This is a genomic window from Pseudomonas sp. LY-1 (assembly GCF_053502595.1).
Genome location: NZ_CP094353.1, coordinates 1 through 24995, shown reverse-complemented (window position 1 = coordinate 24995; position 24995 = coordinate 1). Strand labels below are relative to the sequence as shown.

Sequence of the window (24995 nt, the reverse complement as noted above, 5' to 3'; positions counted from 1 at the left end):
TGCAAAAAAATCAGAACGGTAATTGGAGATCAGGGGCAACACGTTTCAACTGGACGTGGAACACGTCCTTGATGCGCTGCAACTCAGCCTCGGTATCCGCCTCGAAACGCAGCACCAGCACCGGTGTGGTGTTGGACGCGCGAACCAGGCCCCAGCCTTTGGCGTAATCGACTCGCACACCATCAATGGAGGTCAGGTTGGCGCCTTCGCCCCATTGCGCATCGTGCAATGCGTCAATGATGCTGAATTTGCTCTCTTCGGTCACATGGATATTGATCTCTGGCGTAGAAATATCATTCGGGAAGGTCTGAAACAGCTCCTGCGCCGTGGATTTTTCCTTGCTGAGGATCTCCAGCAGACGAGCGGCGCTGTAAATGCCGTCGTCAAACCCGAACCAGCGCTCCTTGAAGAACACGTGGCCGCTCATTTCGCCGGCCAGCAGTGCGCCGGTTTCCTTCATTTTCTTTTTGATCAACGAGTGACCGGTCTTCCACATCAGCGGGCGACCGCCATATTCCTTGATCAGCGGCGTCAGGCGACGGGTGCATTTTACGTCGAAGATGATTTCGGCATTCGGGTTGCGCGCCACCACATCACGGGCAAACAGCATCAGCAGGCGGTCGGCGAACACGTTTTCGCCGGTGTTGGTCACCACGCCCACGCGGTCACCGTCGCCGTCAAAGGCCAGGCCGACGTCGGCCCCGGTTTCCTTGACCTTGGCGATCAGGTCCACCAGGTTTTCAGGCTTGCCCGGGTCTGGATGGTGGTTGGGGAAGTTGCCGTCGACGTCGCAGAACAACGGCACCACTTCGCAGTTCAGGGCTTCGAGCAGTTGCGGGGCGATCACGCCGGCCGCGCCGTTGCCGCAGTCCACCACCACTTTCAGGCGGCGCGCGAGTTTGACGTCGCCGGTGATTTCGTCGGAGTAGCGCTGAAGAATGTCGACCTTGGTGATGCTGCCTTTGCCGCTGGTCAGGTCGTTGGTTTTCAGGCGCGTGTGCAGAGCCTGGATCTGTTCGTTGGCCAGGGTGTCGCCGGCGATGACGATCTTGAAGCCGTTGTAGTCCGACGGGTTGTGGCTGCCGGTGAGCATCACCCCGGATTTGCCGGCCAGCACGTTGGCGGCGTAGTACAGCGCCGGGGTCGGCACCAGGCCGACGTCGCTGACATGGCAACCGCTGTCGGCCAGGCCCTGGATCAATTGCTCCACCAGTTCGGGACCGGACAGGCGACCGTCACGGCCGACCGAAACGTTCGGTTCGTCCTGGGCCAGGCTTTGGGCGCCGATGGCGCGGCCAATCCAGTAGGCGGTTTCGGCGGTCAGGGTCTTGGGCACCACGCCACGGATGTCATAGGCGCGGAAGATGCTGTCGGGGAAGGTCGGGGCTACTCGGGCGGCGGTACTCATCGCGGGGGGAAACTCCATCTGAAAGAGACAAGGCTGGCCTTAATGTGGCTGACCGGCAGGCTTAAACTGAAGGGTATGACGGCGTTTTCGGTGCAGAGTTCGTGGTGCAAAAAGGCCATCGGAGCAACCGCTCCGCGCTTATGTTTACGTAATACATTGATTTTACTTGGAAAGTGTCGCTCGTCAGGTCCGCGCATTCTTCATCCTGAAAGGCCATGCGGTGGCATCTAACCGGGCCGGACGGTAGCGTCCGCCCCGGTTTGGTGTGGTCAGTGACTGCCGGAATGCCCAAAACCGCCTGCGCCGCGTTGGGTTGCGTCGAATTCCTGTACCAGTTCGAAGTGCGCCTGCACCACCGGCACCAGCACCAGCTGCGCGATGCGCTCGCCGACGACGATGTTGAAGGCGGTCTGGCCGCGGTTCCAGCATGACACCATCAGCTCGCCCTGGTAGTCCGAGTCGATCAGGCCGACCAGGTTGCCCAGCACGATGCCGTGCTTATGGCCGAGGCCCGAGCGCGGCAGAATCAGCGCCGCCAGGCCCGGGTCGCCGACGTAGATCGACAGGCCGGTCGGAATCAGCAGGGTCTGGCCCGGCTCGAGGAGGGTGTCTTCCTTGAGCATGGCGCGCAGGTCCAGGCCGGCGGAGCCCGGTGTGGCATAGGCCGGCAGGGGGAAGTCGGTGCCGATGCGGGGGTCGAGGATCTTGGCTTGCAAAGCGTGCATGTAAATTAAACCTGGTTCAGCCGTTGGGCGATAAAAGAGATCAGTTGGCGGGCAATCTTGCCCTTGCTGGTCTGGGCGAAAAGGGTGGCGTGCAGGTCGCGATCGATCACGCTGCAGGCGTTTTCCTCACTGTTGAAGCCGATGCTTGGGTTGGCGACATCATTGGCAACGATCAGGTCGAGGTTTTTGTCTTTCAATTTACGTGCGGCGTAGTCCAGCAGGTGCTCGGTCTCGGCGGCGAAACCGACGCTGAACGGACGGTCCGGGCGGCTGGCGATGGTGGCCAGGATGTCCGGGTTACGCACCATTTGCAGGAGCAGGCCGTCGCCGCTGGTAGGGTCTTTCTTGAGCTTTTGCGGGGCGACGACTTCCGGGCGGTAATCCGCAACCGCTGCCGAGGCGATAAACAGGTCGCAGGGAATGGCCGCCTCACAGGCCGCCAACATGTCCCGGGCGCTGACCACGTCGATCCGGGTGACGCGATCGGGCGTCGGCAAATGCACCGGGCCGGTGATGAGGGTCACGCGCGCGCCTGCCTCGACCGCCGCTTCAGCCAGGGCAAAGCCCATTTTTCCTGAGCTATGGTTGGTGATGTAGCGCACCGGGTCGATGTTTTCCTGGGTCGGGCCGGCGGTGATCAACACGTGCTTGCCAGTCAGGGCCAGGTGCTGGAAGCACTCGGCGGCGCACACTGCCAGGTCGGTGGCTTCGAGCATGCGGCCCATGCCGACGTCGCCGCAGGCCTGGCTGCCGGAGGCCGGGCCGAACACCTTGAGGCCACGGCTTTGCAGGAGCTGCGTGTTGGCTTGGGTGGCCGGGTCGCGCCACATGGCCTGGTTCATGGCCGGGGCGATGGCGACAGTGGCGTCGGTGGCCAGGACCAGCGTGGTCAGCAAGTCATCGGCGATGCCTTGCGCCAGGCGGGCGATCAGGTCGGCGGTGGCCGGGGCGATCAGCACCAGGTCGGCCCATTTGGCCAGTTCGATATGGCCCATGGCGGCTTCGGCGGCCGGGTCCAGCAGGTCCAGGTGAACTGGGTGGCCGGACAAGGCCTGCATGGTCAGCGGGGTGATGAACTCACTGCCGCCGCGGGTCATGACCACGCGCACTTCGGCGCCCTGGTCGAGAAGCCTGCGAACCAGCTCTGCGCTCTTGTAGGCGGCAATGCCGCCGCCGACGCCGAGAACGATGCGTTTCCGATACAGACGCTGCATTGGTTTGCCTTTCCAGTTCAGTGAAGCCAGTTCAGTGACGCCTGCGATGCCCCCTCCCCAGGTGAAATCGCATGCAAAAAAGAGGGCCTACGATAACACAGCGTCCGCCAGGCAACAGCGGCGCACATGCACAGGGAGGCGGGATGAGTATTCGTGATTGGCCGGTGGCCGAGCGGCCGCGGGAGAAGCTTTTGGAATGGGGGGCCGCAACGCTGTCCGACGCCGAACTGTTGGCTATCTTCCTGCGCACCGGCGTGGCCGGGCGGAGTGCGGTGGACCTGGCGCGGCATCTGTTGGCGCAGTTCGGTGGCTTGCGCCCGCTGCTGGAGGCCAGCCAGGTGCTGTTCAGCCAGCAGTTGGGGCTGGGGCCGGCGAAGTTTGCGCAACTGCAGGCGGTACTGGAAATGTCCCGGCGCCACTTGGCCGAACAGCTGCGCAGTGACTCGGTGCTGGAAAGCCCGGTCGCTGTGCGGGACTACCTCAAGGCGCTGTTGCGCCATGAGCCTCACGAGATCTTCGGCTGCCTGTTTCTCGATTCAAAGCATCGGGTGCTGGGGTTCGAGGCGTTGTTCCAGGGCACCATCGACGCCACCGTGGTTTACCCGCGGCAAGTGGTCAAGCGCGCCCTGGCGTATAACGCGGCGGCGTTGATCCTGTGCCACAACCATCCCTCGGGGAGTGTGGAGCCGAGTGCGGCTGATCGGAAATTGACCAAAATCCTGCAAAAAGCCTTGGAAGTGGTGGATGTGCGGGTGCTGGATCACATCATCGTGGGCGATGGTGATCCGTTGTCGATGGCGGAATACGGGTGGATGTAGGAGGGGCAGCAGTTGCAAGGTTGCAGCTGCAAGCCTCAAGGGGGCTTGCAGCTTGCAGCTCAGGGCTTGACGCTGACTTTCGAAAAGTCCTGCCGCCCAAACGGGCTCACCTGGTACCCCTCGACATTCTTGCGGATCAGGGCGAACGCCATCGGGTGCGCCAGCGGCAGCCACAGTGCCTGCTGTTGGATCTGCGCCTGGGCCTGTTGATACAGCTTGCTGCGCACCCCTTGCTCGCTGGTGGTCTTGCCGGCGCTGATGAGTTTGTCCAGGGCCGGGTCGCAATAGCGGGCGAAGTTGGTGCCGGATTTCACTGCCGCGCAGGAGAACTGCGGAGTCAGGAAGTTATCCGGGTCGCCGTTGTCGCCGGCCCAGCCCATGAACAGCAGGTCGTGTTCGCCGGCCTTGGCGCGGCGGATCAGCTCGCCCCATTCGATCACGCGGATCTCGGCCTGGATGCCGACCTCGGCCAGGTCCGCCTGCAACAGTTGCGCACCGAGGTTGGGGTTGGGGTTCAGCAGGCTGCCGGTGGGGCGTGTCCAGATCGTGGTCTTGAAGCCGTCCTTGAGCCCGGCGCGCTCCAGCAGCAGCTTGGCCTTGGCGATGTCCTGTGGATAACCCGGCAACTCCTTGGCATAGCTCCAGGTGTTGGGCGGGTAGGGGCCGTTGGCGGCTTCGGCGGTGCCTTCGAACACGGCTTTGAGGTAGCTGTCCTTGTCGAAGGCCAGGTTGATCGCCTGGCGCACTTCGGGCTTGTCCAGCGGTGGGTGCTGGCTGTTGATCGCGACGAATGCAGTCATGAATGCTGCGGTTTTTTCTATTTTGAGTGCGGGATCTTTCTCGGCTTCGCCCACATCCAGGGGTTTGGGCGACAGTGCGATCTGGCATTCGTCGCGGTGCAGTTTCTGCAGGCGCACGTTCGCATCCGGGGTGATGGCGAAGATCAAGTTATCCACAGCCGGTTTGCCGGCGAAATAGTCCGGGTTGGCTTTGTAGCGCACCACGGCATCTTTCTGGAACCGCGTGAAGATGAACGGGCCGGTGCCGATGGGCTGGCTGTTGAGCTTCTCCGGGGTGCCGGCCTTGAGCAGCTTGTCGGCGTACTCGGCCGGGTAGATCGAGGCAAAACCCATGCTCAGCGCGGCGAGGAAGGTCGAGTCGGGGTGATCGAGGGTGAAGCGCACGGTCAGCGGGTCAAGGGCGTCGATCTTCTTGATCAGTGCCGGCAATTGCAGCGACTGGGCATGGGGGAAGCCGCTCTGGGCGATCTTGTGCCATGGGTTGGCCGGATCGAGCATGCGTTCGAAGCTGAAGCGGACATCCTCGGCGGTCAGGGTGCGGCTCGGGGTGAAATAGTCGGTGCGGTGGAATTTTACGTTGGGGTGCAACTGGAAGGTGTAGGTCAGGCCGTCCGGCGACACTTCCCAGCTGTCCGCCAGGCTTGGCACCAGCTTGCCGCTGGCTGCGTCATAGTTCACCAGGCTGTTCATCAGCACGTCGGCCGAGGCGTTGGTGGTAGTCAGCGAGTTGTACTGCACTACGTCAAACCCTTCGGGACTGGCTTCGGTACACACGCTCAGATTGGTGGCCGCCAAGGCCTGCGGCGCGATAAACAGAGGGGCTAGCAAAAGCGGTAGGGCAGCGAGGCGCATGTTCGGTTTCCTGTGCAGATCGAAGGCCCATCTGCGAGTGCAGTCTGGAAAAGTCCTACCGTAGTGGTCTGATTGATAAATGACTAGTCCATTTTTGCCTGTGCTTTTGGCTCAAATGCTGTTTTGATGGCGCCTCAGCGCGTTTCGCCTTGTACTTTTTGGTACTTGCGGGCGTTGTAAATCATTCTGTGCGACGAGCGGTCGGCTATTGCAGCGGCCCCTCCTGGCAACGGTTCGGCCATCTGTCGCCGAGATTTACGCCGGTAAAAACACACGGGCTGTTGTTGCACTTGGGTCTTTCTGGTATAAAGCAGCGCTCTTTTCTAGGGGCCCGGTTCCTTCGCTTGTAGGTGTAGCCGGTAAGACCCTAAAGAAACGCGGCGCCTGGCGCCAAATGACTGAGAGATTAAGCGGCCAACCCATGCCGGGTTGGGCATGTGGTTTTAGAGGGCTGAGGCATGTCGAGAGTCTGTCAAGTTACCGGTAAGGGTCCGGTGACTGGGAATAACATTTCCCACGCAAATAACAAAACCCGTCGTCGTTTCCTGCCGAACCTGCAGCATCACCGCTTCTGGGTTGAAGAAGAGAAACGTTTTGTGCGTCTGCGCGTATCTGCCAAAGGCATGCGCATTATCGACAAGCGTGGCATCACTGTCGTGCTGGCCGAAATCCGCGCCGCTGGCAAGATCTAAGGAGCTCTATCATGCGTGAATTGATTCGAATGATCTCTAGCGCCGGTACTGGTCACTTCTACACTACCGACAAGAACAAGCGTACTACCCCGGACAAGCTCGAAAAGAAAATGTTCGACCCGCGCGTTCGCAAGCACGTGATCTACAAAGAAGGCAAAATCAAGTAATTGATTTTCTTCCTTGTGAAAAAAAGCCCGTTTCTCACGATTCGGGCTTTTTTTTGCGCAGGATTTGCTGATCAGGCCTTCTGTTCGAACACCACATAGATCTTGCGGCAGGGCTCGAGCACTTCCCAGGTGCCGCTGAAGCCGGCCGGGATAACGAAGCGGTCGCCGGCGCGCAAGGTCTTGGCGTTGCCCTCGGCATCGCGCAGTACGGAAACCCCCTGCACAATCTCGCAGTACTCATGTTCGGTGTAGTTGACCTTCCACTGCCCGACGTCGCCTTCCCAGACGCCGGCGCTCATCTGGCCGCACGGGCTGTTGTAGTGGTTGTAGATCGTTTGCTCGGGATTGCCCTTGAGGATTTTTTCCGGGGCAGGGAGGTAGCGATCGGGGGCGGTGTTGGCTTGGCTGAAGTCGACGATGTCCTGGATGCTCATGTGCGTGTCCCGTCTGGCCTGCGGTTGGAGAGCCCAAAGTCTATGTTTATTAAAATGAACATCGCAAGGGCGTTTACCGGCGTTATGTCAAATATATTGATACATCCCCAGCCGCTGGTTTAGGGTGGCAGTTGCCTTGAGCCGAACAACTGGCTGGCGGGGCAAGCATTCTTTGAGGCTGCCGGGGCACATCGCCTGGCCCTTGTATTCAATAAGAGGAGGACACTCGCATGACCACCCTGACCCGTGCCGACTGGGAGCAACGCGCCAAGGATCTGAAGATCGAAGGCCGCGCCTATATCAATGGCGAGTACACCGCCGCCGTTTCCGGCGACACGTTCGAATGCATCAGCCCCGTCGATGGCCGCCTGCTGACCAGCGTTGCCAGCTGTGACGTCGCCGACGCCCAGCGCGCCGTGGAAAATGCCCGCGCCACGTTCAATTCCGGTGTCTGGTCGCGCCTGGCGCCGGCCAAGCGCAAGGCCACCATGATCCGTTTCGCCGCGTTGCTCAAGGCCAATGCCGAAGAGCTGGCGCTGCTGGAAACCCTGGACATGGGCAAGCCGATCAGCGACGCCCTGAACATCGACGTACCCGGCGCGGCGAATGCCCTGAGCTGGAGCGGCGAGGCCATCGACAAGATTTACGATGAAGTCGCTTCCACCCCTCACGATCAGCTGGGTCTGGTGACCCGTGAGCCGGTCGGTGTGGTTGCCGCCATCGTGCCGTGGAATTTCCCGCTGATGATGGCTTGCTGGAAACTCGGGCCGGCGCTGTCGACCGGTAACTCCGTGATCCTCAAACCGTCCGAAAAATCCCCGCTGACCGCCATCCGCATCGCGGCGCTGGCCGTTGAGGCCGGTATTCCAAAAGGCGTGTTCAACGTGCTGCCGGGCTACGGCCACACCGTGGGTAACGCGCTCGCGCTGCACATGGATGTCGACACCCTGGTGTTCACCGGCTCCACCAAAATCGCCAAACAGCTGTTGATCCGCTCCGGCGAATCGAACATGAAACGTGTATGGCTGGAAGCGGGCGGCAAGAGCCCGAACATCGTGTTCGCCGATGCCCCGGACCTGCAAGCCGCCGCCGAATCCGCCGCCGGCGCGATTGCCTTCAACCAGGGCGAGGTCTGCACCGCCGGTTCGCGCCTGCTGGTGGAGCGTTCCATCAAGGATAAATTCCTACCGCTGGTGATCGCCGCGCTGAAGGGCTGGAAGCCAGGCAACCCGCTGGACCCGGCCACGAACGTCGGCGCGCTGGTAGACACTCAACAGATGAACACCGTGCTGTCCTACATCGAAGCCGGTCATGCCGACGGTGCCAAACTGGTGGCGGGCGGCAAGCGCACGCTGGAAGAGACCGGCGGCACTTACGTCGAGCCGACGATTTTCGACGGTGTGACCAACGCCATGAAGATCGCCCGCGAAGAAATCTTCGGCCCGGTCCTCTCGGTGCTCACTTTCGACAGCGCCGAAGAAGCCGTCGCCATCGCCAACGACACCCAATACGGCCTGGCCGCGGCGGTGTGGACGGCGGATATCTCCAAGGCGCACCTCACCGCCAAGGCACTGCGCGCCGGTAGCGTGTGGGTCAACCAGTACGACGGCGGTGACATGACCGCGCCGTTTGGTGGCTTCAAGCAGTCGGGCAACGGTCGCGACAAGTCGCTGCATGCGTTCGACAAGTACACCGAGCTGAAGGCGACCTGGATCAAGCTCTAAGCAACACCGCAGGTCCCCTGTAGGAGCGAGCTTGCTCGCGAAGAACTCAAAGACGCCGCGTTCAACCAGACAGCACGCGTTATCGTTGGCGTTCTTCGCGAGCAAGCGCGCTCCTACAGTTCGTTTACAGCCCTGAAAAAACTATCCACAGGAGCGTGGAAATGCGTTGGGCGACTTATTTCGCCGTGCTGGCCTCGGTGCTCAGCGTTGGTCTGGCGTTGGGTGTCAGCATGCCGCTGGTGTCCCTGCGCCTGGAAGGCTGGGGCTACGGCAGCTTCGCCATTGGAGTGATGGCTGCGATGCCGGCCTTCGGCGTGCTGTTGGGGGCGAAGGTTTCCAGTCGGCTGGCGTCCTGGCTGGGCACTGCGCGTCTGATGCGCCTGTGCCTGTGGGCGGGGGCGGTGTCCATCGGCCTGTTGGCGATCCTGCCGAGCTACCCGGTGTGGCTGGTGCTGCGGCTGATGATCGGGGTGATCCTGACCATCGTGTTCATTCTTGGCGAAAGCTGGATCAACCAGTTGGTGGTGGAGCAATGGCGCGGCCGGCTGGTGGCGCTGTATGGCTGCACCTATGCGCTGAGCCAGCTGTCGGGGCCGCTGCTGTTGGGCGTGCTGGGCACCGATCATGACTATGGGTTCTGGGTGGGCGTGGGCCTGTTGACGCTGGCGCCGTTGCTGTTGCTGGGGCGTTCCGGGGCGCCGACCGCCGAGTCCTTCAGCGTGACGTTTGCCGAGCTGTGGCGCTTCTGTCGGAGCCTGCCGGCGATTGCCTGGGCGGTGGCGTTATTCGCGGCGTTCGAGGCGATGATCCTGACGCTGCTGCCGGTGTATTGCCTGCAGCAAGGCTTCACGGCCGAGATCGCCCTGGCGATGGTCAGCACGGTGGTGGTGGGCGATGCGTTGTTGCAGCTGCCCATCGGTGCGCTGGCCGACTACCTGCCGCGGCGCACGCTGTTCTTGAGCTGCGCGCTGCTGTTGCTGGGGGCGAGCCTGGCGGTCCCGTTGTTGATGCACACGCTGCTGATCTGGCCAGTGTGGGTGCTGTTCGGCGCGAGTGCGGGCGGTTTGTTCACCTTGTCGTTGATCCTGATCGGCGAGCGTTACCGCGACGATGCGCTGGTGCGCGCCAATGCCCACGTGGCGCAGCTCTGGGGCATCGGTTGCCTGATCGGGCCGCTGGTGGCCGGTGCGGGCAGCCAGTGGATCAGCGGGCATGCATTGCCGTGGCTGATGGCGGCCGGGGCTCTGGGGTTGGTGGTGCTGTTGTTGCGTCAGGGGGCGTTTGGCGCCGCGCAGCCTGTTTAGGCGCGAGGGGATGAAGGCGTTAGCGATGACGGGTACGGTCTGGTTAAGTGCGGTGTTCTTGCGTTCTTCGCGAGCAAGCTCGCTCCTACAGCATGCGCTCCAGGCCGACGGAGGTGGCGAACCAGGCATTGAAGTGGCGCCACCAGCTGCCCGGCTCGCGGGTCAGGGTGTGCGGTTGCCCGTTATCTTCGGTGGTCCACACCACCTGGCCATCCTGTAATTTCGCCTCGTAGCTCAATGCTGGCGCCATGCCTTGCAGCGCCAGATTGCGCAGGTGCTCGGCCAGCTCAGGGCTGTCCACCAGCACGCCGACTTCGGTATTCCACAGCACCGAACGCGGGTCGAAGTTGAACGAGCCGATAAACGACTTTTGTCGATCAAAAATCATCGCCTTGCTGTGCAGGCTGGAGTCCGAGCCGAGGAACAGGCCGCGACGAAACAGGTGGGGGCCGCTGCCTGTGCGGGGTGCGCCGGGTTGGCGGCGCAACTCATAGAGTTTCACGCCGTGCTCCAGCAGCGCCTTGCGATAGGGCGCGTAGCCGCCGTGTACGGCCGGCACGTCGGTGGCTTCGAGGGAGTTGGTCAGCAGGCTCACCGAGACGCCCGCATCCGCGCGACCGGTCAGGTACACCAGGCCCGGCTGCCCCGGCACGAAATACGCCGAAATCATCATCAACTCATGGTTGACGCCTTCGAGTTCCGGTTCCAATTGGGTGGTCAGCAGCAGGCGCGGGTCCGGATCATTCTTGGCGAGTACCTTGCTCGGGGCGTCCCACAACGCCTGGTTCCAGGCCCAGATCAGCTCGCGCCGCCAGATGTCCAGGCGCGGTTCGGTCTTGTAGGTGCGCAGGCGGTTGTACAAGGCGTGGTTCTGTTGGCGCGACTGGGCCAGGGATTCTTCCAGGCGCAGGCGTGCGCTGGCCAGGTCGCCTTTGGACGGCAGGTTGGAGATGAATTCATTGATGGGCTTGCTCAGGGCGCTGTTCCAATACTGGTCGAAACTGTGGCCGAGTTGCTCGGCCACCGGGCCCACGCTGAGCATGTCGATGTCGGTGAAATTAAGGTTGGGTTCGGCGTCGAAATATTCGTCGCCCAGGTTGCGCCCGCCGACGATGGCCGCGCTGTTGTCCGCCAGCCACAGTTTGTTGTGCATGCGTCGATGTTGCAGCGACAGGTTGAGCAGGCGCCCCATGGCGCGCGTCACGCCGGTGCTGCGCCCCAGGTGCAGCGGGTTGAACAGGCGAATCTGGATGTTGGGGTGGGCGGCGAGGGTGGCGATGACCTGATCGAGGCCGTCGCTGGTGGTGTCGTCCAGCAGGATACGCACACGCACGCCACGGTCGGCGGCCTTGAGCAGTTCATCCACGAGCAGGCGGGTGCTGATGCCGTCGTGGACGATGTAGTACTGCAGGTCGAGGCTGGTCTGGGCGTTGCGGATCAGTTCGGCGCGGGCCATGAACGCCTCGCTGCTGTTGGGCAGCAGGCGAAAGCCGGAGCGGCCCTGATGCGGCGCGGCCTGGGCCTGGATCGAACGGCCGAACGACGACTGCGTCGCCGGCAGAGCATCGCTGGGGATGCGCGGCACATTCACCGTGGCGCAGCCGCCCAGGGCCAGGGCGCCCAACAGGAAAAACGCTAAAAGCCGTCGAGTCATCAAGGGCACCGTTTCCAGATCAGGGCGGTTGTCGACATAGGACGGCTATTTTCCCGGAAAGGTCAGTCGGCGGCCTCGGCCAGCATCTTGCTCGCGACGGCGCCGACTTTGCGCACCGCCTCTTCAATCTGCGGCGTAGGTTTGGCAGCGTAGTTCATGCGCAGGCAATTCCTGTACTTGCCGGACGCGGAAAAGATACTGCCCACGGCGATTTGTACGCCTTGTTCCACCAACACCCGGTTGAGCTTGAGGGTGTCGAAACCTTCCGGCAGTTCGATCCACAGCATGAAGCTGCCTTGAGGTCGGCTGGCGCGGGTGCCGGCGGGGAAATAACGGCTGACCCAGTCGAGCATCATGTCGCGATTACGTTGGTATTGAGTACGCATCCGCCGCAAATGCGGTTCGAAATGGCCGCTCTTGAGAAATTCGGCGATGGCGATCTGCGGCTGGGTCGCAGTGGAGCCGGTGCTGATGTATTTCATGTGCAACACCCGCTCCAGGTAGCGGCCCGGCGCGACCCAGCCAATCCGCAGGCCTGGCGCCAGGGTTTTCGAGAACGAGCTGCAGAGCAATACGCGGCCATCTTCGTCGAAGGATTTGATGGTGCGCGGGCGCGGGTAGCTGTAGGCCAGTTCGCCATACACATCGTCTTCGATGATCGCCACGTCAAAGCGCTGGGCCAGGGTCAACAGCGCCCGCTTGCGTGCCTCCGGCATGATGTAGCCCAAGGGATTGTTGCAGTTGGGGGTCAGTTGAATGACTTTGATCGGCCACTGTTCCAGCGCCAGTTCCAGGGCTTCGAGGCTGATGCCGGTGAGCGGGTCCGTGGGAATTTCCAGGGCTTTCATGCCCAGGCCCTTGAGGGTCTGCATGGCGCCGTGGAAGCTCGGCGAGTCCACCGCAACGATATCCCCCGGCTCGCAGATGGAGCGGATGCTGGCAGACAGCGCTTCATGGCAGCCGGTGGTGATCACGATGTCTTCGGCGGTCAACTGGCAGCCGGAATCCAATGACAGTCGGGCGATTTGTTCGCGCAACTCCATACAGCCGAGGATATTGTCGTAATACAGCCCCGGCAGGTCCTGGCGCCGGCTGACGCGGGCCAGGCTGCGCAGCAGCGGCTTGAGGGTGGGCGACAACACATCCGGCATGCCGCGGCCCAGCTGTACGACATCTTTGCGCGGCACCGCGCGGATCAACTCGAGCACTTGGTCCCACTGGGAAATTTCCACCGGGCGCTGGGCCGGGCGGCCGACTTCGGGCAAGGCCGGCAGCTCACGGCCGACGGGCACGAAGTAACCGGACTTGGGCTTCGGCATCGCCAGGCCGTTGTCTTCCAGCATGCGATACGCTTGCTGCACAGTGCTCAAACTGACCCCGTGCTCGACACTCAAGGCCCTTACGGAAGGCAGCCGATCGCCGGGGCGGTAGAAGCCCTGTTCGATGCGGGTGCCCAGCAACTCGGCGAGGTTGACGTAAAGGGTCACGGTGATCACTCCCAGGGGACCAGTACAGATCCAGGGAAAATACAGGATTCAGCCACTCGAGGGCAGTATCTGTATGGATTTAATAAAATTTGGTTGAATCTGTAATGGTTTTGTCCGCCCGCTCATTCTAGTCACTCATGGCAACCAGCAAATGAGGACGACAAAATGAACGGCATGAGCGATGTGCGGCTGACGTTACACGGCCAGGAACTGGAAGCGGGGCAGGCGCGGGCGATGTCGGCCCCGACCCGCAACCGCTGGAGCCTGTTCTGGCACCGTCGCCACACGCGCAAGGTGCTGCTGGAGCTGACTGCCGAGCAACTGCGGGATATCGGGTTGACCGCCGAGCAGGCGCGCCAGGAAGGCTTGAAGCCGTTCTGGCGCAGTTGAGTCACACCAGTTCTTTCAACCGGTGCCAGAGCATCCCCAGCGCCAACAGCGGCGAGCGCAAGTGCTTGCCGCCGGGGAAGGTGATGTGCGGCACCTGGGCGAACAGATCGAAACGTCCCTGCTGCTGGCCGCTGATGGCTTCGCCCAGCAGCTTGCCCGCCAGGTGTGTCGCGTTGAGGCCATGACCGGCGTAGGCCTGGGCGTAATACACGTTGGGTTGATCCGCCAATCGGCCGATCTGCGGCAAGCGGTTGGCACCGATGCCGATCATGCCGCCCCATTGATAGTCGATCTTCACGTCGGCCAGTTGGGGGAACACCTGCACCATCTTCGGCCGCATGTAGGCGCCGATGTCCTTGGGGTCGCGTCCGGAATAGTGGCAGGCGCCGCCGAACAGCAGACGACGGTCGGCAGACAGTCGGAAGTAGTCCACTGTCACCCGCTGATCACACACCGCCATGTTTTGCGGTAGCAATTGGGCCGCCTGGGCGGCGCTTAACGGCTCGGTGGCGATGATATAGCTGCCGGCCGGCAGCACTTTGCCGCTCAGCAGTGGGTTGAGCCCCTTCAGATAGGCGTTGCAGGCCAGTACCAGGGTCTTGGCGCGCACATTGCCGCGGGCGGTGTGTACGTTGACCTCGGGGCCGTAGTCGATGCGCGTCACTTCGGAGTGTTCGAACAGTTGCACGCCGAGTTTTTGGGCGGCAGCTGCCTCGCCGAGGGCCAGGTTCAGCGGGTGCAGATGGCCCGAGCCCATGTCGATCATGCCGCCCACGTAGCGCTCGGAACCGATCACGCTGCCCATTTCGCTGGCTTGCAGCAGGCGTACTTCGTGGCGATAGCCTAGGCTGCGCAATTCTTCGGCGTCTTCGGCGAGGCCGAGCAGGTCGCGGGGTTTGTTGGCCAGGTCGCAGTAGCCCCAGGTCAGGTCGCAGGCGATCTGGAAACGCTCGACGCGCTCGCGCACGATTTCTACCGCCTCCAGGCCCATCAGTTTCATCTGGCGCACGCCGTCGGTGCCGATCACGTTGGTGAATTGCTCCAGGCCATGGCCGACGCCGCGGATCAACTGGCCGCCATTGCGCCCGCTGGCGCCCCAGGCGATCTTGCGCGCTTCCAGCAGCACCACGCTGAACCCGCGTTCGGCCAGTTCCAGCGCGGTGTTGAGCCCGGAAAAACCGCCGCCGATCACGCACACGTCGGCCACTGTTTCGCCGGCCAACGCCGGATAGTCGGGTTGCGGCAGGCTGCTGGCGGCGTAGTAGGAAGCGGTGTGCCGGGCGCTGGCAGTCATGGGAACATCCCCGTTTGGAAAATTTGACGCAGGATACAGCGGTCGGACGAAGCTGTCTCACCGCGGGGTTTTGCGGCAGAATCCACGCCTATTCGCCGTTCGGTACGTGTTTCGATGAGTTGCAACAGTCAGAAAATCAGCGCATTGCGCCGACAGATTCCCTCGTTCGAGTGCGTCCCCGGTTGCCACGATTGCTGTGGGCCGGTGACGACTTCCCCCGAGGAAATGTCGCGCCTGCCGCGTAAGACCGCTGCCGAACAGGAAGCTGCCATGGACGAGTTGAACTGCGTACACCTGGGGCCCAATGGCTGCACGGTGTATGACGAGCGCCCGCTGATCTGTAGGCTTTTCGGCACCACAAAGACCTTGCCGTGCCCCAATGGACGGCGGCCGGTGGAGCTGATTCACCCGCGGGTGGAGAAGCAGATCCACGAATACATGGCGAGTACCCGGCAGGTGCTGGTCTAAATGTGGGAGTAAGCAAGCCCCCGCCCACATTGACCCGGTTGTGTCAGTCAGTCGGGGATGGGCAGATTGAGGCTCTCTTTCACCTCTTCCATCACGATATAGCTCTTGGACTCCCGCACATGGGGCAGTTTGAGCAGGATGTCGCCGAGCAGTTTGCGGTACGAGGCCATCTCGGAGATCCGCGCTTTCACCAGGTAGTCGAAGTCCCCCGAGACCAAGTGGCACTCCAGCACATGGGGCAATTTCAGCACGGCGCGGCGGAATTCTTCAAAGGTGTCGCCGGATTTGTAGTCGAGGCTGATCTCGACAAATACCAGCAAACTCGCCTTCAAATGCTGGGGGTTGAGGCGTGCGTTGTAGCCCATGATGATCCCTTCACGCTCAAGGCGGCGCACGCGCTCGGTGCAGGGGGTGGTCGACAGTCCGACCTTTTCCCCCAGCTCCGTGAACGAAATGCGCCCGTCGGCTTGTAGGATGCGCAAGATGTTCCGGTCGATCTTGTCCAGCTCCCGTTTGGTCTGGGTGTTGGTACGCATAGGGGATACGCCTCTGTGAAAAGGGTTGTTGCCAAGAATTGTCGCCAAATATAGGCATTTATATAGTGAAATGCACTGGTGATTGCTTTTTATACTGCTCACATCATTGCTCGAACAACACACGTCGGCGGTCAAGCCGCGATGAGGATATAAAAATGCGCGTTCTGGTCTTGGGTAGCGGCGTCATTGGTGTGACCAGTGCCTACTATTTGGCGCGAGCCGGTTTTGAGGTGGTCGTGGTCGACCGCCAGCCAGCCGCGGCCATGGAAACCAGTTTCGCCAACGCCGGCCAGGTCTCTCCAGGCTACGCCTCGCCATGGGCCGCGCCGGGTGTGCCGCTCAAGGCCATCAAGTGGCTGCTGCAACGCCACGCGCCGCTGGCGATCAAGGCCACCGCCGATATCAACCAATACCTGTGGATGGCGCAGATGCTGCGCAACTGCACCGCCAGCCGGTATGCGGTGAACAAGGAGCGCATGGTCCGCCTGTCCGAGTACAGCCGCGATTGCCTCGACGAACTGCGCGCTGAAACCGGCATTGCCTACGAAGGCCGCAGCCTCGGTACGACTCAACTGTTCCGCACCCAGGCCCAGCTCGATGGCGCTGCCAAAGATATCGCCGTGTTGAAAGAGTCCGGCGTGCCGTTCGAATTGCTCGACCGTGCCGGCATCGCCCGCGTCGAACCGGCCCTGGCCAGCGTCACCGACATCCTCGCCGGTGCCCTGCGCCTGCCGAACGACCAGACCGGCGACTGCCAGATGTTCACCACGCGCCTGGCCGACATGTGCAAGCAGTTGGGCGTGGAATTCCGTTTCGAACAGGACATCCAGCGCCTCGACCACGCCGGTGATCGCATCAACGGTGTGTGGATCGACGGCAAGCTGGAAACCGCCGACCGCTACGTCCTGGCCCTCGGCAGTTATTCGCCGCAGTTGCTCAAGCCGCTGGGGATCAAGGCGCCGGTGTACCCGCTCAAGGGCTACTCGCTGACCGTGCCGATCACCAACCCGGCGATGGCGCCGACGTCGACCATTCTCGACGAGACCTACAAGGTCGCGATCACCCGTTTCGACAACCGCATCCGTGTCGGCGGCATGGCTGAAATCGCCGGTTTTGACCTGTCGTTGAACCCACGTCGGCGCGAAACCCTGGAGATGATCGTCAACGACCTTTATCCTCAGGGCGGCAATCTGACCGAAGCGATCTTTTGGACCGGCCTGCGTCCGACCACACCGGACGGTACGCCGATTGTCGGCGCCACCCCGTTCAAGAACCTGTTCCTGAACACCGGCCACGGCACCCTCGGTTGGACCATGGCGTGCGGCTCCGGTCGTTTGCTGGCTGACCTGATGGCCAAGAAAACGCCGCAGATCAGTGCCGAAGGCCTCGATATTTCCCGTTATGGCAACCACCAGGAGTCTGCAAAACATGTCAATCCAGCGCCAGCTCACCAATGAGCGCATGAGCCAGATCGTTGCCCACGGCGGCACCGTGTACCTGGCAGGGCAAGTCGGCGACGACCTGAGTGCCGGGATTGAACAGCAGACCCGTGAAACCCTGGCCAATATCGAGCGCTTGCTGGACTTGGCCGGCACCGACAAAAGCAAGCTGCTGTCGGTGACGATCTACCTCAAAGACATCGACGCCGACTTCGCCGGCATGAACGCGGTGTGGGACGCATGGCTGCCCAAAGGCGTCGCCCCGGCCCGCGCCACGGTTGAAGCGAAACTGTGCGAGCCACAAATCCTGGTGGAGCTGTCCGTCGTGGCCGCCCTGCCTTAAGAAGCAACGATCCCTCTCCCGGTACCGATGTGGTTGGTCGGTGCCGGTTTTTTTCACTCTGCCGCCTAGAAGCCTGCCGCCATGCGTCCTGCCCGTGCCCTGATCGACCTCCAAGCCCTGCGCCACAATTACCAATTGGCCCGTGAAGTCACGGGGGCCAAGGCCCTCGCTGTGATCAAGGCCGATGCCTACGGCCATGGCGCAGTGCGCGTGGCCCAGGCGCTGGAAGCCGAGGCCGATGGTTTTGCCGTGGCCTGTATCGAGGAAGCACTGGAGCTGCGGGCTGCCGGTATCCGCGCGCCGGTATTGCTGCTGGAAGGGTTTTTCGAAGCCGACGAGCTGCCGCTGATCGTCGAGCATGATTTCTGGTGCGTGGTGCATTCGCTGTGGCAACTGGAGGCCATCGAGCAGGCGGCCTTGCGCAAGCCCCTCACCGTGTGGCTCAAACTGGACTCGGGCATGCACCGTGTCGGCCTGCATCCCAAGGACTACCACGAGGCGTACCAGCGCCTGCTCGCCAGCGGTAAGGTGGCGAAGATCGTATTGATGAGCCACTTCGCCCGCGCCGATGAGCTCGATTGCGTGCGCAGCAATGAACAAGTGGCGGTGTTCGAAGCGGCGCGCCAGGGGCTGTCGGCCGAGGTCAGCCTGCGCAATTCGCCGGCGGTGATGGGCTGGCCGAAGGTGCCCAGCGACTGGGTACGCCCCGGCATCATGTTGTACGGCACGACGCCGTTTGGTGAAGACCAGGCCATCGCCGCGCGCTTGCAGCCGGTAATGACCCTGGAATCGAAAGTCATCTGCGTGCGCGAACTGCCGGCCGGCGAGCCGGTGGGCTACGGTGCCAAATTCATCACGCCGAAACCGATGCGGGTCGGCGTGGTTGCCATGGGCTATGCCGACGGTTATCCACGTCACGCCCCCACCGGCACGCCGGTGCTGGTGGCGGGGCAGCGCAGCCAGTTGCTCGGCCGCGTGTCCATGGACATGCTGTGCGTCGACCTCACCGACGTGCCCCAGGCCGGCCTCGGTTCCACCGTGGAGCTGTGGGGCAAGAACATCCTCGCCAGTGACGTCGCGGCCGCCGCCGAGACCATCCCCTACCAGATCTTCTGCAACCTGCGCCGCGTGCCAAGGCTCTATTCCGGGGCTTGATCGGCCTCTACGAACGGTGCTGGGGAGGATTTAGGCCCAAGTGTTGTAAATACTGAACGCTGTCGCCATGATAACGCTCAATTACAACAAAGCCTGAATCCTAGGAGGCTCCCGCATTGGACGTCGGCGAACGACTGCAATCCATCCGTAAACTGAAGGGTCTTTCCCAGCGCGAGCTCGCCAAGCGTGCGGGTGTCACCAACAGCACCATTTCGATGATCGAAAAAAACAGTGTCAGCCCTTCCATCAGTTCCTTGCGCAAGGTGCTGGGCGGCATTCCCATGTCGATGGTCGAGTTCTTTTCCGAGGAAATCCTCCAGGAAATACCGACCCAGGTTGTCTATAAAGCCAACGAGCTGATTGATATCTCCGACGGCGCCGTCACCATGAAACTGGTGGGTCGCGCACATCCGAGCCGGGCGATCACGTTTCTCAACGAAATTTACCCGCCTGGCGCCGATACTGGCGAAGAAATGCTCACCCACGAAGGCGAAGAAACCGGGATTCTGGTGGAAGGTCGCCTGGAATTGGTCGTCGGTCTTGAAACTTTTGTGCTCGAAGCTGGCGATAGCTACTACTTTGAAAGCACCAAGCCCCATCGTTTTCGTAATCCGTTCGAGGTGCCGGCGCGACTAATCAGCGCAGCCACGCCCGCGAACTTTTGACAGAAGAGGCGTCCTGCCAGCATTGCAGAGACTCCCGCAGCGTATTCCGTGAGACTGAATCTCCCTTTGCTTAATAGGGTTGTTTCAGCCAGGCGGGCTAACCGTTATACTTTCGCCGCCTGCGAAACCGTGGCCGCAGGCGTGAATAGCCACCATTGAGGGTGAACGCGTGAACCTAATTATGAAAATGCTGGCTGCACCAGCAACCGTACTGGCCCTATGGGCTGTCAGCGCTCAAGCTGCGACCAATGATGACATTGCCAAGCGCTTGGAGCCTGTTGGCCAAGTGTGTGTGCAGGGGCAGGAGTGCAAGGGGATGGAAGTCGCCGCAACAGCGGGCGGCGGCGGCGGTGCGAAAACACCGGATGAGATCATTGCCAAGCACTGCAATGCATGCCACGGAACCGGCCTGTTGGGTGCTCCGAAAATCGGCGACACCGCCGCCTGGAAAGACCGCGCCGACCACCAGGGCGGCCTCGACGGCATCCTGGCCAAGGCGATCACGGGTATCAATGCCATGCCGCCAAAAGGCACCTGTGCTGATTGCACGGATGCTGATCTGAAAGGCGCGATCAAGAAGATGTCCGGGTTGTAATCCAGCGATCTTCGTCAAAAATGCCGCTTACGAGCGGCTTTTTTGTGCCTGCGATCGAGGGTTGAGGCTGTTCTTTGCAACCAAGACGGGCCACTCTCTATCCAACCCCTAGTCATGAAATGTTCAGGAGGGTCGGATGGTGCAGTTATGTTCAATCGAGCAAGCCGTTGACGACGTACTCGCGCGCTTGCCAGCGCATATCCACATGGGCCTGCCCCTGGGCCTGGGCAAGCCCAATCTGTTCGTCAACGCGTTGTACCGACGTATCGCCAAGCTGCCGGAGCGGGCGCTGACGATCTACACCGCCTTGAGCCTGGGTCGCCCGGCGCTGGGCGATGGCTTGCAGAAGCGCTTCCTGGAACCGTTTACCGAGCGGGTGTTTGGCGATTATCCCGAGCTGGATTATCTCGCCGATCTGCACAAGGACAGCCTGCCGGCGAATATCCACGTCCAGCAATTTTTCATGCAGCCCGGCAGCCTGCTTCACAGCCAATCCGCGCAACAGGACTACGTCAGCAGCAACTACAGCCATGCCGCGCGCGATATCTACGCCGCCGGCCTGAACCTGGTGGCGCAGTTGGTGGCCAGCAGCGCCGAGCACCCCGACCGGCTGAGCCTGAGCTGCAACCCCGATGTCACCCTCGACCTGCTGCCGATGATCGCCAAGCGTCGCGCCGCCGGGGAAACCGTGCTGATGGTCGGCCAGGTCCACACCGATTTGCCCTACATGCCTGGGGATTCGGAGTTGGGCATGGATGCGTTCGATTACCTGCTCGATGAAAAGGACAGCAGCACGCTGTTCTCCACACCGAATATGCCGGTGGGTTTCCAGGACCACTTTATCGGCCTGCATGCCAGTACCCTGGTACGCGATGGCGGCACCTTGCAGATCGGTATCGGTTCGATGGGCGATGCGCTGACCGCCGCCTTGCTTGCGCGCCAGGCCGATAACGAAGCCTATCGGCTGCTGCTGACCGACCTCGATGTGTACCGCTGGGCGGCGCTGATCAGCCGTGAAGGGGGCGTCGAGCCGTTTGCCAAAGGCCTTTATGGTTGCAGCGAAATGTTCGTCAACGGCCTGCTGGTGCTGGCGGATGCGGGGATTGTGCGGCGCAAGGTCTACCCGGATGTGGCGACGCAGGAACAGGCAAACGCCGGCCTGCTCGATGATGCGGCCCAGCCCGACGGCATTTCGATCCATGGCGGTTTTTTCGTTGGCCCGCGAAGTTTTTACCAACGCTTGCAGGACATGACCCTCGCCAAGCGTCAGGCGTTCAACATGACGCGCATCAGCTACATCAACGAGCTGTACGGGCAGGAAGAACTCAAGCGTTTGCAGCGTCTGGATGCGCGGTTCATCAACAGCGCGATCGTGGTGACCTTGCTCGGCGCCGGGGTTGCCGACCAACTGGAAGGTGGCCGCGTGCTCAGTGGCGTGGGCGGGCAGTACAACTTTGTTGCCCAGGCCCACGCGCTGGAAGGTGCGCGCGCGATCCTGATGTTGCGCAGCTGGCGCGAAGCGGCGGGGGAGGTCAGTTCCAATATCGTGTGGGAGTACGGCCATTGCACGATCCCACGGCACCTGCGGGACATTGTCATCACCGAATACGGAATTGCCGACTTGCGCGGTCAGACCGATGCCAAGGTAATTGAGGCGTTGCTCAACATCACCGACTCCAGGTTCCAGGGCGACTTGATCGAGCAGGCGCAAGAGGCCGGCAAGCTACCCCGGGATTTCCAGCTGGACCCGCGCTTTACCGACAACACTCCGCAGCGGCTCCAGAGCCTTCAGGCCCGGCATCGCCGGTTGTTTCCGGAGTATCCGCTGGGCACCGACTTCACGGATGTCGAACGGGACTTGTTGCGCGGGTTGAACTGGCTCAAGAGCAAATTCAAGCTGAGCGAGATTTTCGACCTGGGCAAGGCGGCGCTGGATGCACCGGAGCCGGAGGCGTTTCCCGAGCATCTGAAGCGGATGGGATTGGACCAGCCGGAAGGGCTCAAAGAGGACGTGTATCAGCGGCTATTGCTCGCCGGCCTCCAGGCCACCGCGCACTAAATGTAGGAGGGGGCTTGCCCCCGATAGCGGTGTATCAGTCACACAAATGTGTTGGCTGAGCCACTGCTATCGGGGGCAAGTCGAATCGTCGCACCGCCCCTCCCACAGTTTTAACCGGGTTCCGTCAGCGATTACTCGATGAAGGTGACGACACCACCGCTCAGCGACTTCACGCGCGCCAGCGACTCAACCCGATAACCCTGCGCATCCAGCTCGGCACGCCCGCCCTGGAACGACTTCTCGATCACGATCCCCAGGCCGGCAACGGTGGCACCGGCCTGCTTGATGATCGAGATCAGCGCCTGGGACGCCTTCCCGTTGGCCAGGAAGTCATCGATGATCAGCACGCGGTCGCTGCTGGTCAGGTGGCGCGGCGAGATCGCTACGGTGCTTTCGACTTTCTTGGTGAAGGAATACACCGTTGCCGACAGCAGGTTTTCGGTCAGGGTCAGGGACTGTTGCTTACGGGCGAAGATCACCGGCACGCCGAGGTTCAGCCCGGTCATGATTGCCGGGGCGATCCCCGAGGCTTCGATGGTGACGATCTTGGTGATCCCCGAATCCTTGAACAGCGCGGCGAATTCGTCGCCGATCAGTTTCATCAGCGCCGGGTCGATCTGATGGTTCAGAAAGGCGTCGACTTTGAGTACCTGATCGGAAAGCACGACGCCTTCTTCGCGAATTTTCTTGTGCAGTGCTTCCACGGAACGCTTCCTCTAATGGCGCACGGTGCGCCGAAAGTAGATTAAAAAATAGTCGATTCTAGCGCTTTAACATCGCGCGAATATCCGCCAGGGCGGTGTTGCCGCGAACGGCCTTGACCTCGGTCGGGGTGTCGTCGTTGCCTTCCCAGGCCAGGTCGTCCGGCGGCAGTTCGTCGAGGAACCGGCTGGGGGCGCAATCGATGATTTCGCCGTATTGCTTGCGCTTGGCGGCAAAGGTGAAGGCCAATGTCTGGCGTGCGCGGGTAATGCCCACGTAGGCCAGGCGCCGTTCTTCCTCGATGGTGTCGGCTTCGATGCTGGAGCGGTGCGGGAGGATTTCCTCTTCCATGCCCATGATGAACACGTAGGGAAATTCCAGGCCCTTGGACGCATGCAAGGTCATCATCTGTACACCTTCGGCGCCGTCTTCCTCTTCTTGCTGGCGCTCGAGCATGTCGCGCAGCACCAGCTTGCCGATGGCGTCTTCGACGGTCATTTCGCCGTCTTCGTCTTTTTCCAGGGTGTTCTTCAACGCTTCGATCAGGAACCAGACGTTGCCCATGCGGTAATCCGCGGCCTTGTCGCTGGAACTGTTGGTGCGCAGCCAGTTTTCATAGTCGATGTCCATGACCATGCTGCGCAGGGCGCTGATCGGGTCTTCACCGGCGCATTGCTCGCGCACTTTGTCCATGAAGCGCTTGAAGCGCGACAGGCGATCGGTGAAGCGCGTGTCCAGGTGTTCGCCCAGGCCGATTTCGTCGGTGGCGGCGTACATCGAGATCTTGCGTTCGGTGGCGTAGTTGCCGAGTTTTTCCAGGGTGGTCGAGCCGATTTCCCGACGCGGTACGTTGATCACGCGCAGGAAGGCGTTGTCGTCGTCCGGGTTGACGATCAGGCGGAAGTAGGCCATCAGGTCTTTGACTTCCTGGCGTCCGAAAAAGCTGTTGCCGCCGGACAGACGATACGGCACCTGATGGTGCTGCAGTTTCAGCTCGATCAGCTTGGCCTGGTAGTTGCCGCGATAGAGGATCGCGAAGTCGCTGTAGGGCCGGTCGGTACGCAGGTGCAGGCTGAGGATTTCCACGGCCACGCGCTCGGCTTCGGCGTCTTCGTTGCGGCAGCGGATCACGCGGATCTCGTCGCCATGGCCCATCTCGCTCCACAGTTGTTTTTCAAACTCGTGGGGGTTGTTCGAGATCAGCACGTTGGCGCAGCGCAGGATGCGGCTGGTGGAGCGGTAGTTCTGTTCCAGCATCACCACTTTCAGGGACGGATAGTCGTCCTTGAGCAGCATCAGGTTTTCCGGGCGGGCGCCGCGCCAGGCGTAGATCGACTGGTCGTCGTCGCCCACCACGGTGAACTGGTTGCGCTTGCCGATCAGCAACTTCACCAGCAGGTACTGGCTGGCGTTGGTGTCCTGGTATTCGTCCACCAGCAGGTAACGTACCTTGTTCTGCCACTTCTCGAGGATGTCGGCGTGTTCCTGGAACAGCTTCACCGGCAGCAGGATCAGGTCGTCGAAGTCCACCGCGTTGAACGCCTTGAGCGTGCGCTGGTAGTGGGTGTAGACGATGGCGGCGGTCTGTTCCTTGGGGTTGCGCGCGTTTTCCAGGGCTTCGGGCGGCAGGACCAGGTCGTTTTTCCAGGCGCCGATCATGTTCTTGATCTCGTCGACGCCGTCGTCGCCCGCGTATTCCTTCTGCATGATGTCGGTCATCAGGGCTTTGACGTCGGTCTCGTCGAAGATCGAGAAACCCGGCTTGTAGCCCAGCCGCGCATGCTCCTTGCGGATGATGTTCAGCCCCAGGTTGTGGAACGTACACACCGTGAGGCCGCGGCCTTCGCCACCCTTGAGCAGGGTGCCGACCCGCTCTTTCATTTCCCGCGCCGCCTTATTGGTAAAGGTCATGGCGACGATGTACTGGGCGCGGATGCCGCAGTTCTGGATCAGGTGCGCGATCTTGCGGGTGATCACGCTGGTCTTGCCGGAGCCAGCACCGGCGAGCACCAATAGAGGGCCGCCGACGTAGTTCACGGCTTCTTGCTGCCGGGGATTGAGTCGGGACAT

At 61.7% G+C, this 24995-nt stretch carries 23 protein-coding genes and 1 pseudogene; 13 read left to right on the top strand and 11 right to left on the bottom strand.

What is annotated here, in order from left to right; all coding sequences use genetic code 11:
• Positions 1-10: 10 nt before the first annotated feature.
• From MOQ67_RS00120 to coaBC, 3 genes and pseudogenes are all read right to left on the bottom strand, one after another.
• A pseudogene (locus tag MOQ67_RS00120) lies at positions 11-1435 on the bottom strand (phosphomannomutase/phosphoglucomutase); the annotation flags it as partial.
• Positions 1436-1677: 242 nt separating this feature from the next.
• Positions 1678-2133, bottom strand: coding sequence for a dUTP diphosphatase (gene dut, locus MOQ67_RS00115; protein ID WP_126589727.1), 456 nt, complete (start codon positions 2131-2133; stop codon positions 1678-1680).
• A gap of 5 nt (positions 2134-2138) precedes the next feature.
• The gene (coaBC, locus tag MOQ67_RS00110; protein ID WP_104904245.1) at positions 2139-3347 is read right to left on the bottom strand and encodes a bifunctional phosphopantothenoylcysteine decarboxylase/phosphopantothenate--cysteine ligase CoaBC; all 1209 of its coding nucleotides are present in this window, start codon (positions 3345-3347) and stop codon (positions 2139-2141) included.
• Positions 3348-3490: 143 nt separating this feature from the next.
• Here coaBC and radC point away from each other — a divergent pair, with 143 nt between their 5' ends.
• Positions 3491-4165: a RadC family protein gene (gene radC, locus MOQ67_RS00105; protein WP_017846051.1), complete on the top strand. Its 675-nt coding sequence runs from the start codon at positions 3491-3493 to the stop codon at positions 4163-4165.
• A gap of 59 nt (positions 4166-4224) precedes the next feature.
• On the opposite strand, the gene MOQ67_RS00100 is transcribed toward radC, so the two are convergent.
• A complete protein-coding gene (locus MOQ67_RS00100; RefSeq protein WP_126585187.1) occupies positions 4225-5817 on the bottom strand; it encodes an ABC transporter substrate-binding protein in 1593 nt (530 codons plus the stop codon).
• Between the two features lie 458 nt (positions 5818-6275).
• Between MOQ67_RS00100 and rpmB the strand changes: the two genes are divergently transcribed.
• Both rpmB and rpmG read left to right on the top strand, forming a co-directional pair.
• On the top strand, positions 6276-6509 hold the full coding sequence (gene rpmB / locus MOQ67_RS00095) for a 50S ribosomal protein L28 (RefSeq protein WP_003176907.1): 234 nt from the start codon (positions 6276-6278) through the stop codon (positions 6507-6509).
• A gap of 11 nt (positions 6510-6520) precedes the next feature.
• Entirely contained in the window at positions 6521-6676 is a 156-nt protein-coding gene (gene rpmG / locus MOQ67_RS00090) for a 50S ribosomal protein L33 (RefSeq protein ID WP_003176906.1), read from the top strand.
• Between the two features lie 71 nt (positions 6677-6747).
• Here rpmG and MOQ67_RS00085 read toward each other — a convergent pair whose 3' ends face one another.
• Positions 6748-7110, bottom strand: a complete 363-nt coding sequence (locus tag MOQ67_RS00085; RefSeq protein ID WP_046381648.1) for a cupin domain-containing protein — start codon at positions 7108-7110, stop codon at positions 6748-6750.
• 230 nt (positions 7111-7340) lie between these two features.
• Between MOQ67_RS00085 and MOQ67_RS00080 the strand changes: the two genes are divergently transcribed.
• Positions 7341-8834, top strand: coding sequence for an aldehyde dehydrogenase (locus tag MOQ67_RS00080; protein ID WP_046381649.1), 1494 nt, complete (start codon positions 7341-7343; stop codon positions 8832-8834).
• Between the two features lie 161 nt (positions 8835-8995).
• Positions 8996-10138, top strand: coding sequence for an MFS transporter (locus MOQ67_RS00075; protein WP_046381650.1), 1143 nt, complete (start codon positions 8996-8998; stop codon positions 10136-10138).
• Positions 10139-10223: 85 nt separating this feature from the next.
• On the opposite strand, the gene MOQ67_RS00070 is transcribed toward MOQ67_RS00075, so the two are convergent.
• Together MOQ67_RS00070 and MOQ67_RS00065 are read right to left on the bottom strand one after the other, a co-directional pair.
• Complete coding sequence (locus tag MOQ67_RS00070; protein WP_032804275.1) at positions 10224-11792, bottom strand: phospholipase D family protein; 1569 nt, start codon at positions 11790-11792, stop codon at positions 10224-10226.
• 62 nt (positions 11793-11854) lie between these two features.
• Positions 11855-13279, bottom strand: coding sequence for an aminotransferase-like domain-containing protein (locus tag MOQ67_RS00065; RefSeq protein WP_126589412.1), 1425 nt, complete (start codon positions 13277-13279; stop codon positions 11855-11857).
• A 165-nt stretch (positions 13280-13444) separates the two neighbouring features.
• Between MOQ67_RS00065 and MOQ67_RS00060 the strand changes: the two genes are divergently transcribed.
• Complete coding sequence (locus tag MOQ67_RS00060; RefSeq protein ID WP_017846042.1) at positions 13445-13669, top strand: DUF1127 domain-containing protein; 225 nt, start codon at positions 13445-13447, stop codon at positions 13667-13669.
• A 1-nt stretch (position 13670) separates the two neighbouring features.
• Here MOQ67_RS00060 and MOQ67_RS00055 read toward each other — a convergent pair whose 3' ends face one another.
• Complete coding sequence (locus MOQ67_RS00055) at positions 13671-14963, bottom strand: NAD(P)/FAD-dependent oxidoreductase (protein WP_046381651.1); 1293 nt, start codon at positions 14961-14963, stop codon at positions 13671-13673.
• 114 nt (positions 14964-15077) lie between these two features.
• Here MOQ67_RS00055 and MOQ67_RS00050 point away from each other — a divergent pair, with 114 nt between their 5' ends.
• Positions 15078-15431 carry a YkgJ family cysteine cluster protein gene (locus MOQ67_RS00050; protein WP_017135860.1) on the top strand — a complete coding sequence of 118 codons (354 nt, stop codon included), beginning with the start codon at positions 15078-15080 and terminating at the stop codon, positions 15429-15431.
• 47 nt (positions 15432-15478) lie between these two features.
• Here MOQ67_RS00050 and MOQ67_RS00045 read toward each other — a convergent pair whose 3' ends face one another.
• The gene (locus tag MOQ67_RS00045; RefSeq protein WP_017846039.1) at positions 15479-15967 is read right to left on the bottom strand and encodes an Lrp/AsnC ligand binding domain-containing protein; all 489 of its coding nucleotides are present in this window, start codon (positions 15965-15967) and stop codon (positions 15479-15481) included.
• Positions 15968-16122: 155 nt separating this feature from the next.
• Between MOQ67_RS00045 and dadA the strand changes: the two genes are divergently transcribed.
• The 6 genes from dadA (at position 16123) to MOQ67_RS00015 (ending at position 22223) form a co-directional block, all read left to right on the top strand.
• A complete protein-coding gene (dadA, locus tag MOQ67_RS00040; protein WP_017846038.1) occupies positions 16123-17424 on the top strand; it encodes a D-amino acid dehydrogenase in 1302 nt (433 codons plus the stop codon).
• A complete protein-coding gene (locus tag MOQ67_RS00035) occupies positions 17396-17749 on the top strand; it encodes a RidA family protein (RefSeq protein ID WP_017846037.1) in 354 nt (117 codons plus the stop codon). Before dadA ends, MOQ67_RS00035 begins: the two co-directional genes overlap by 29 nt.
• Before the next feature lie 81 nt (positions 17750-17830).
• Positions 17831-18904, top strand: coding sequence for an alanine racemase (alr, locus tag MOQ67_RS00030; RefSeq protein ID WP_126589413.1), 1074 nt, complete (start codon positions 17831-17833; stop codon positions 18902-18904).
• 116 nt (positions 18905-19020) lie between these two features.
• Positions 19021-19569 carry a cupin domain-containing protein gene (locus MOQ67_RS00025; protein WP_017846035.1) on the top strand — a complete coding sequence of 183 codons (549 nt, stop codon included), beginning with the start codon at positions 19021-19023 and terminating at the stop codon, positions 19567-19569.
• A gap of 181 nt (positions 19570-19750) precedes the next feature.
• Entirely contained in the window at positions 19751-20164 is a 414-nt protein-coding gene (locus MOQ67_RS00020) for a c-type cytochrome (protein WP_026139909.1), read from the top strand.
• 136 nt (positions 20165-20300) lie between these two features.
• On the top strand, positions 20301-22223 hold the full coding sequence (locus tag MOQ67_RS00015; RefSeq protein WP_104904249.1) for an acetyl-CoA hydrolase/transferase C-terminal domain-containing protein: 1923 nt from the start codon (positions 20301-20303) through the stop codon (positions 22221-22223).
• A 131-nt stretch (positions 22224-22354) separates the two neighbouring features.
• Here the strand turns inward: MOQ67_RS00015 and MOQ67_RS00010 are convergent, their stop codons facing one another.
• Positions 22355-22927 (bottom strand): xanthine phosphoribosyltransferase, encoded by a 573-nt coding sequence (locus MOQ67_RS00010; protein ID WP_017846032.1) that lies wholly within the window; start codon positions 22925-22927, stop codon positions 22355-22357.
• Positions 22928-22985: 58 nt separating this feature from the next.
• Positions 22986-24995 (bottom strand): DNA helicase Rep, encoded by a 2010-nt coding sequence (gene rep, locus MOQ67_RS00005; RefSeq protein WP_017846031.1) that lies wholly within the window; start codon positions 24993-24995, stop codon positions 22986-22988.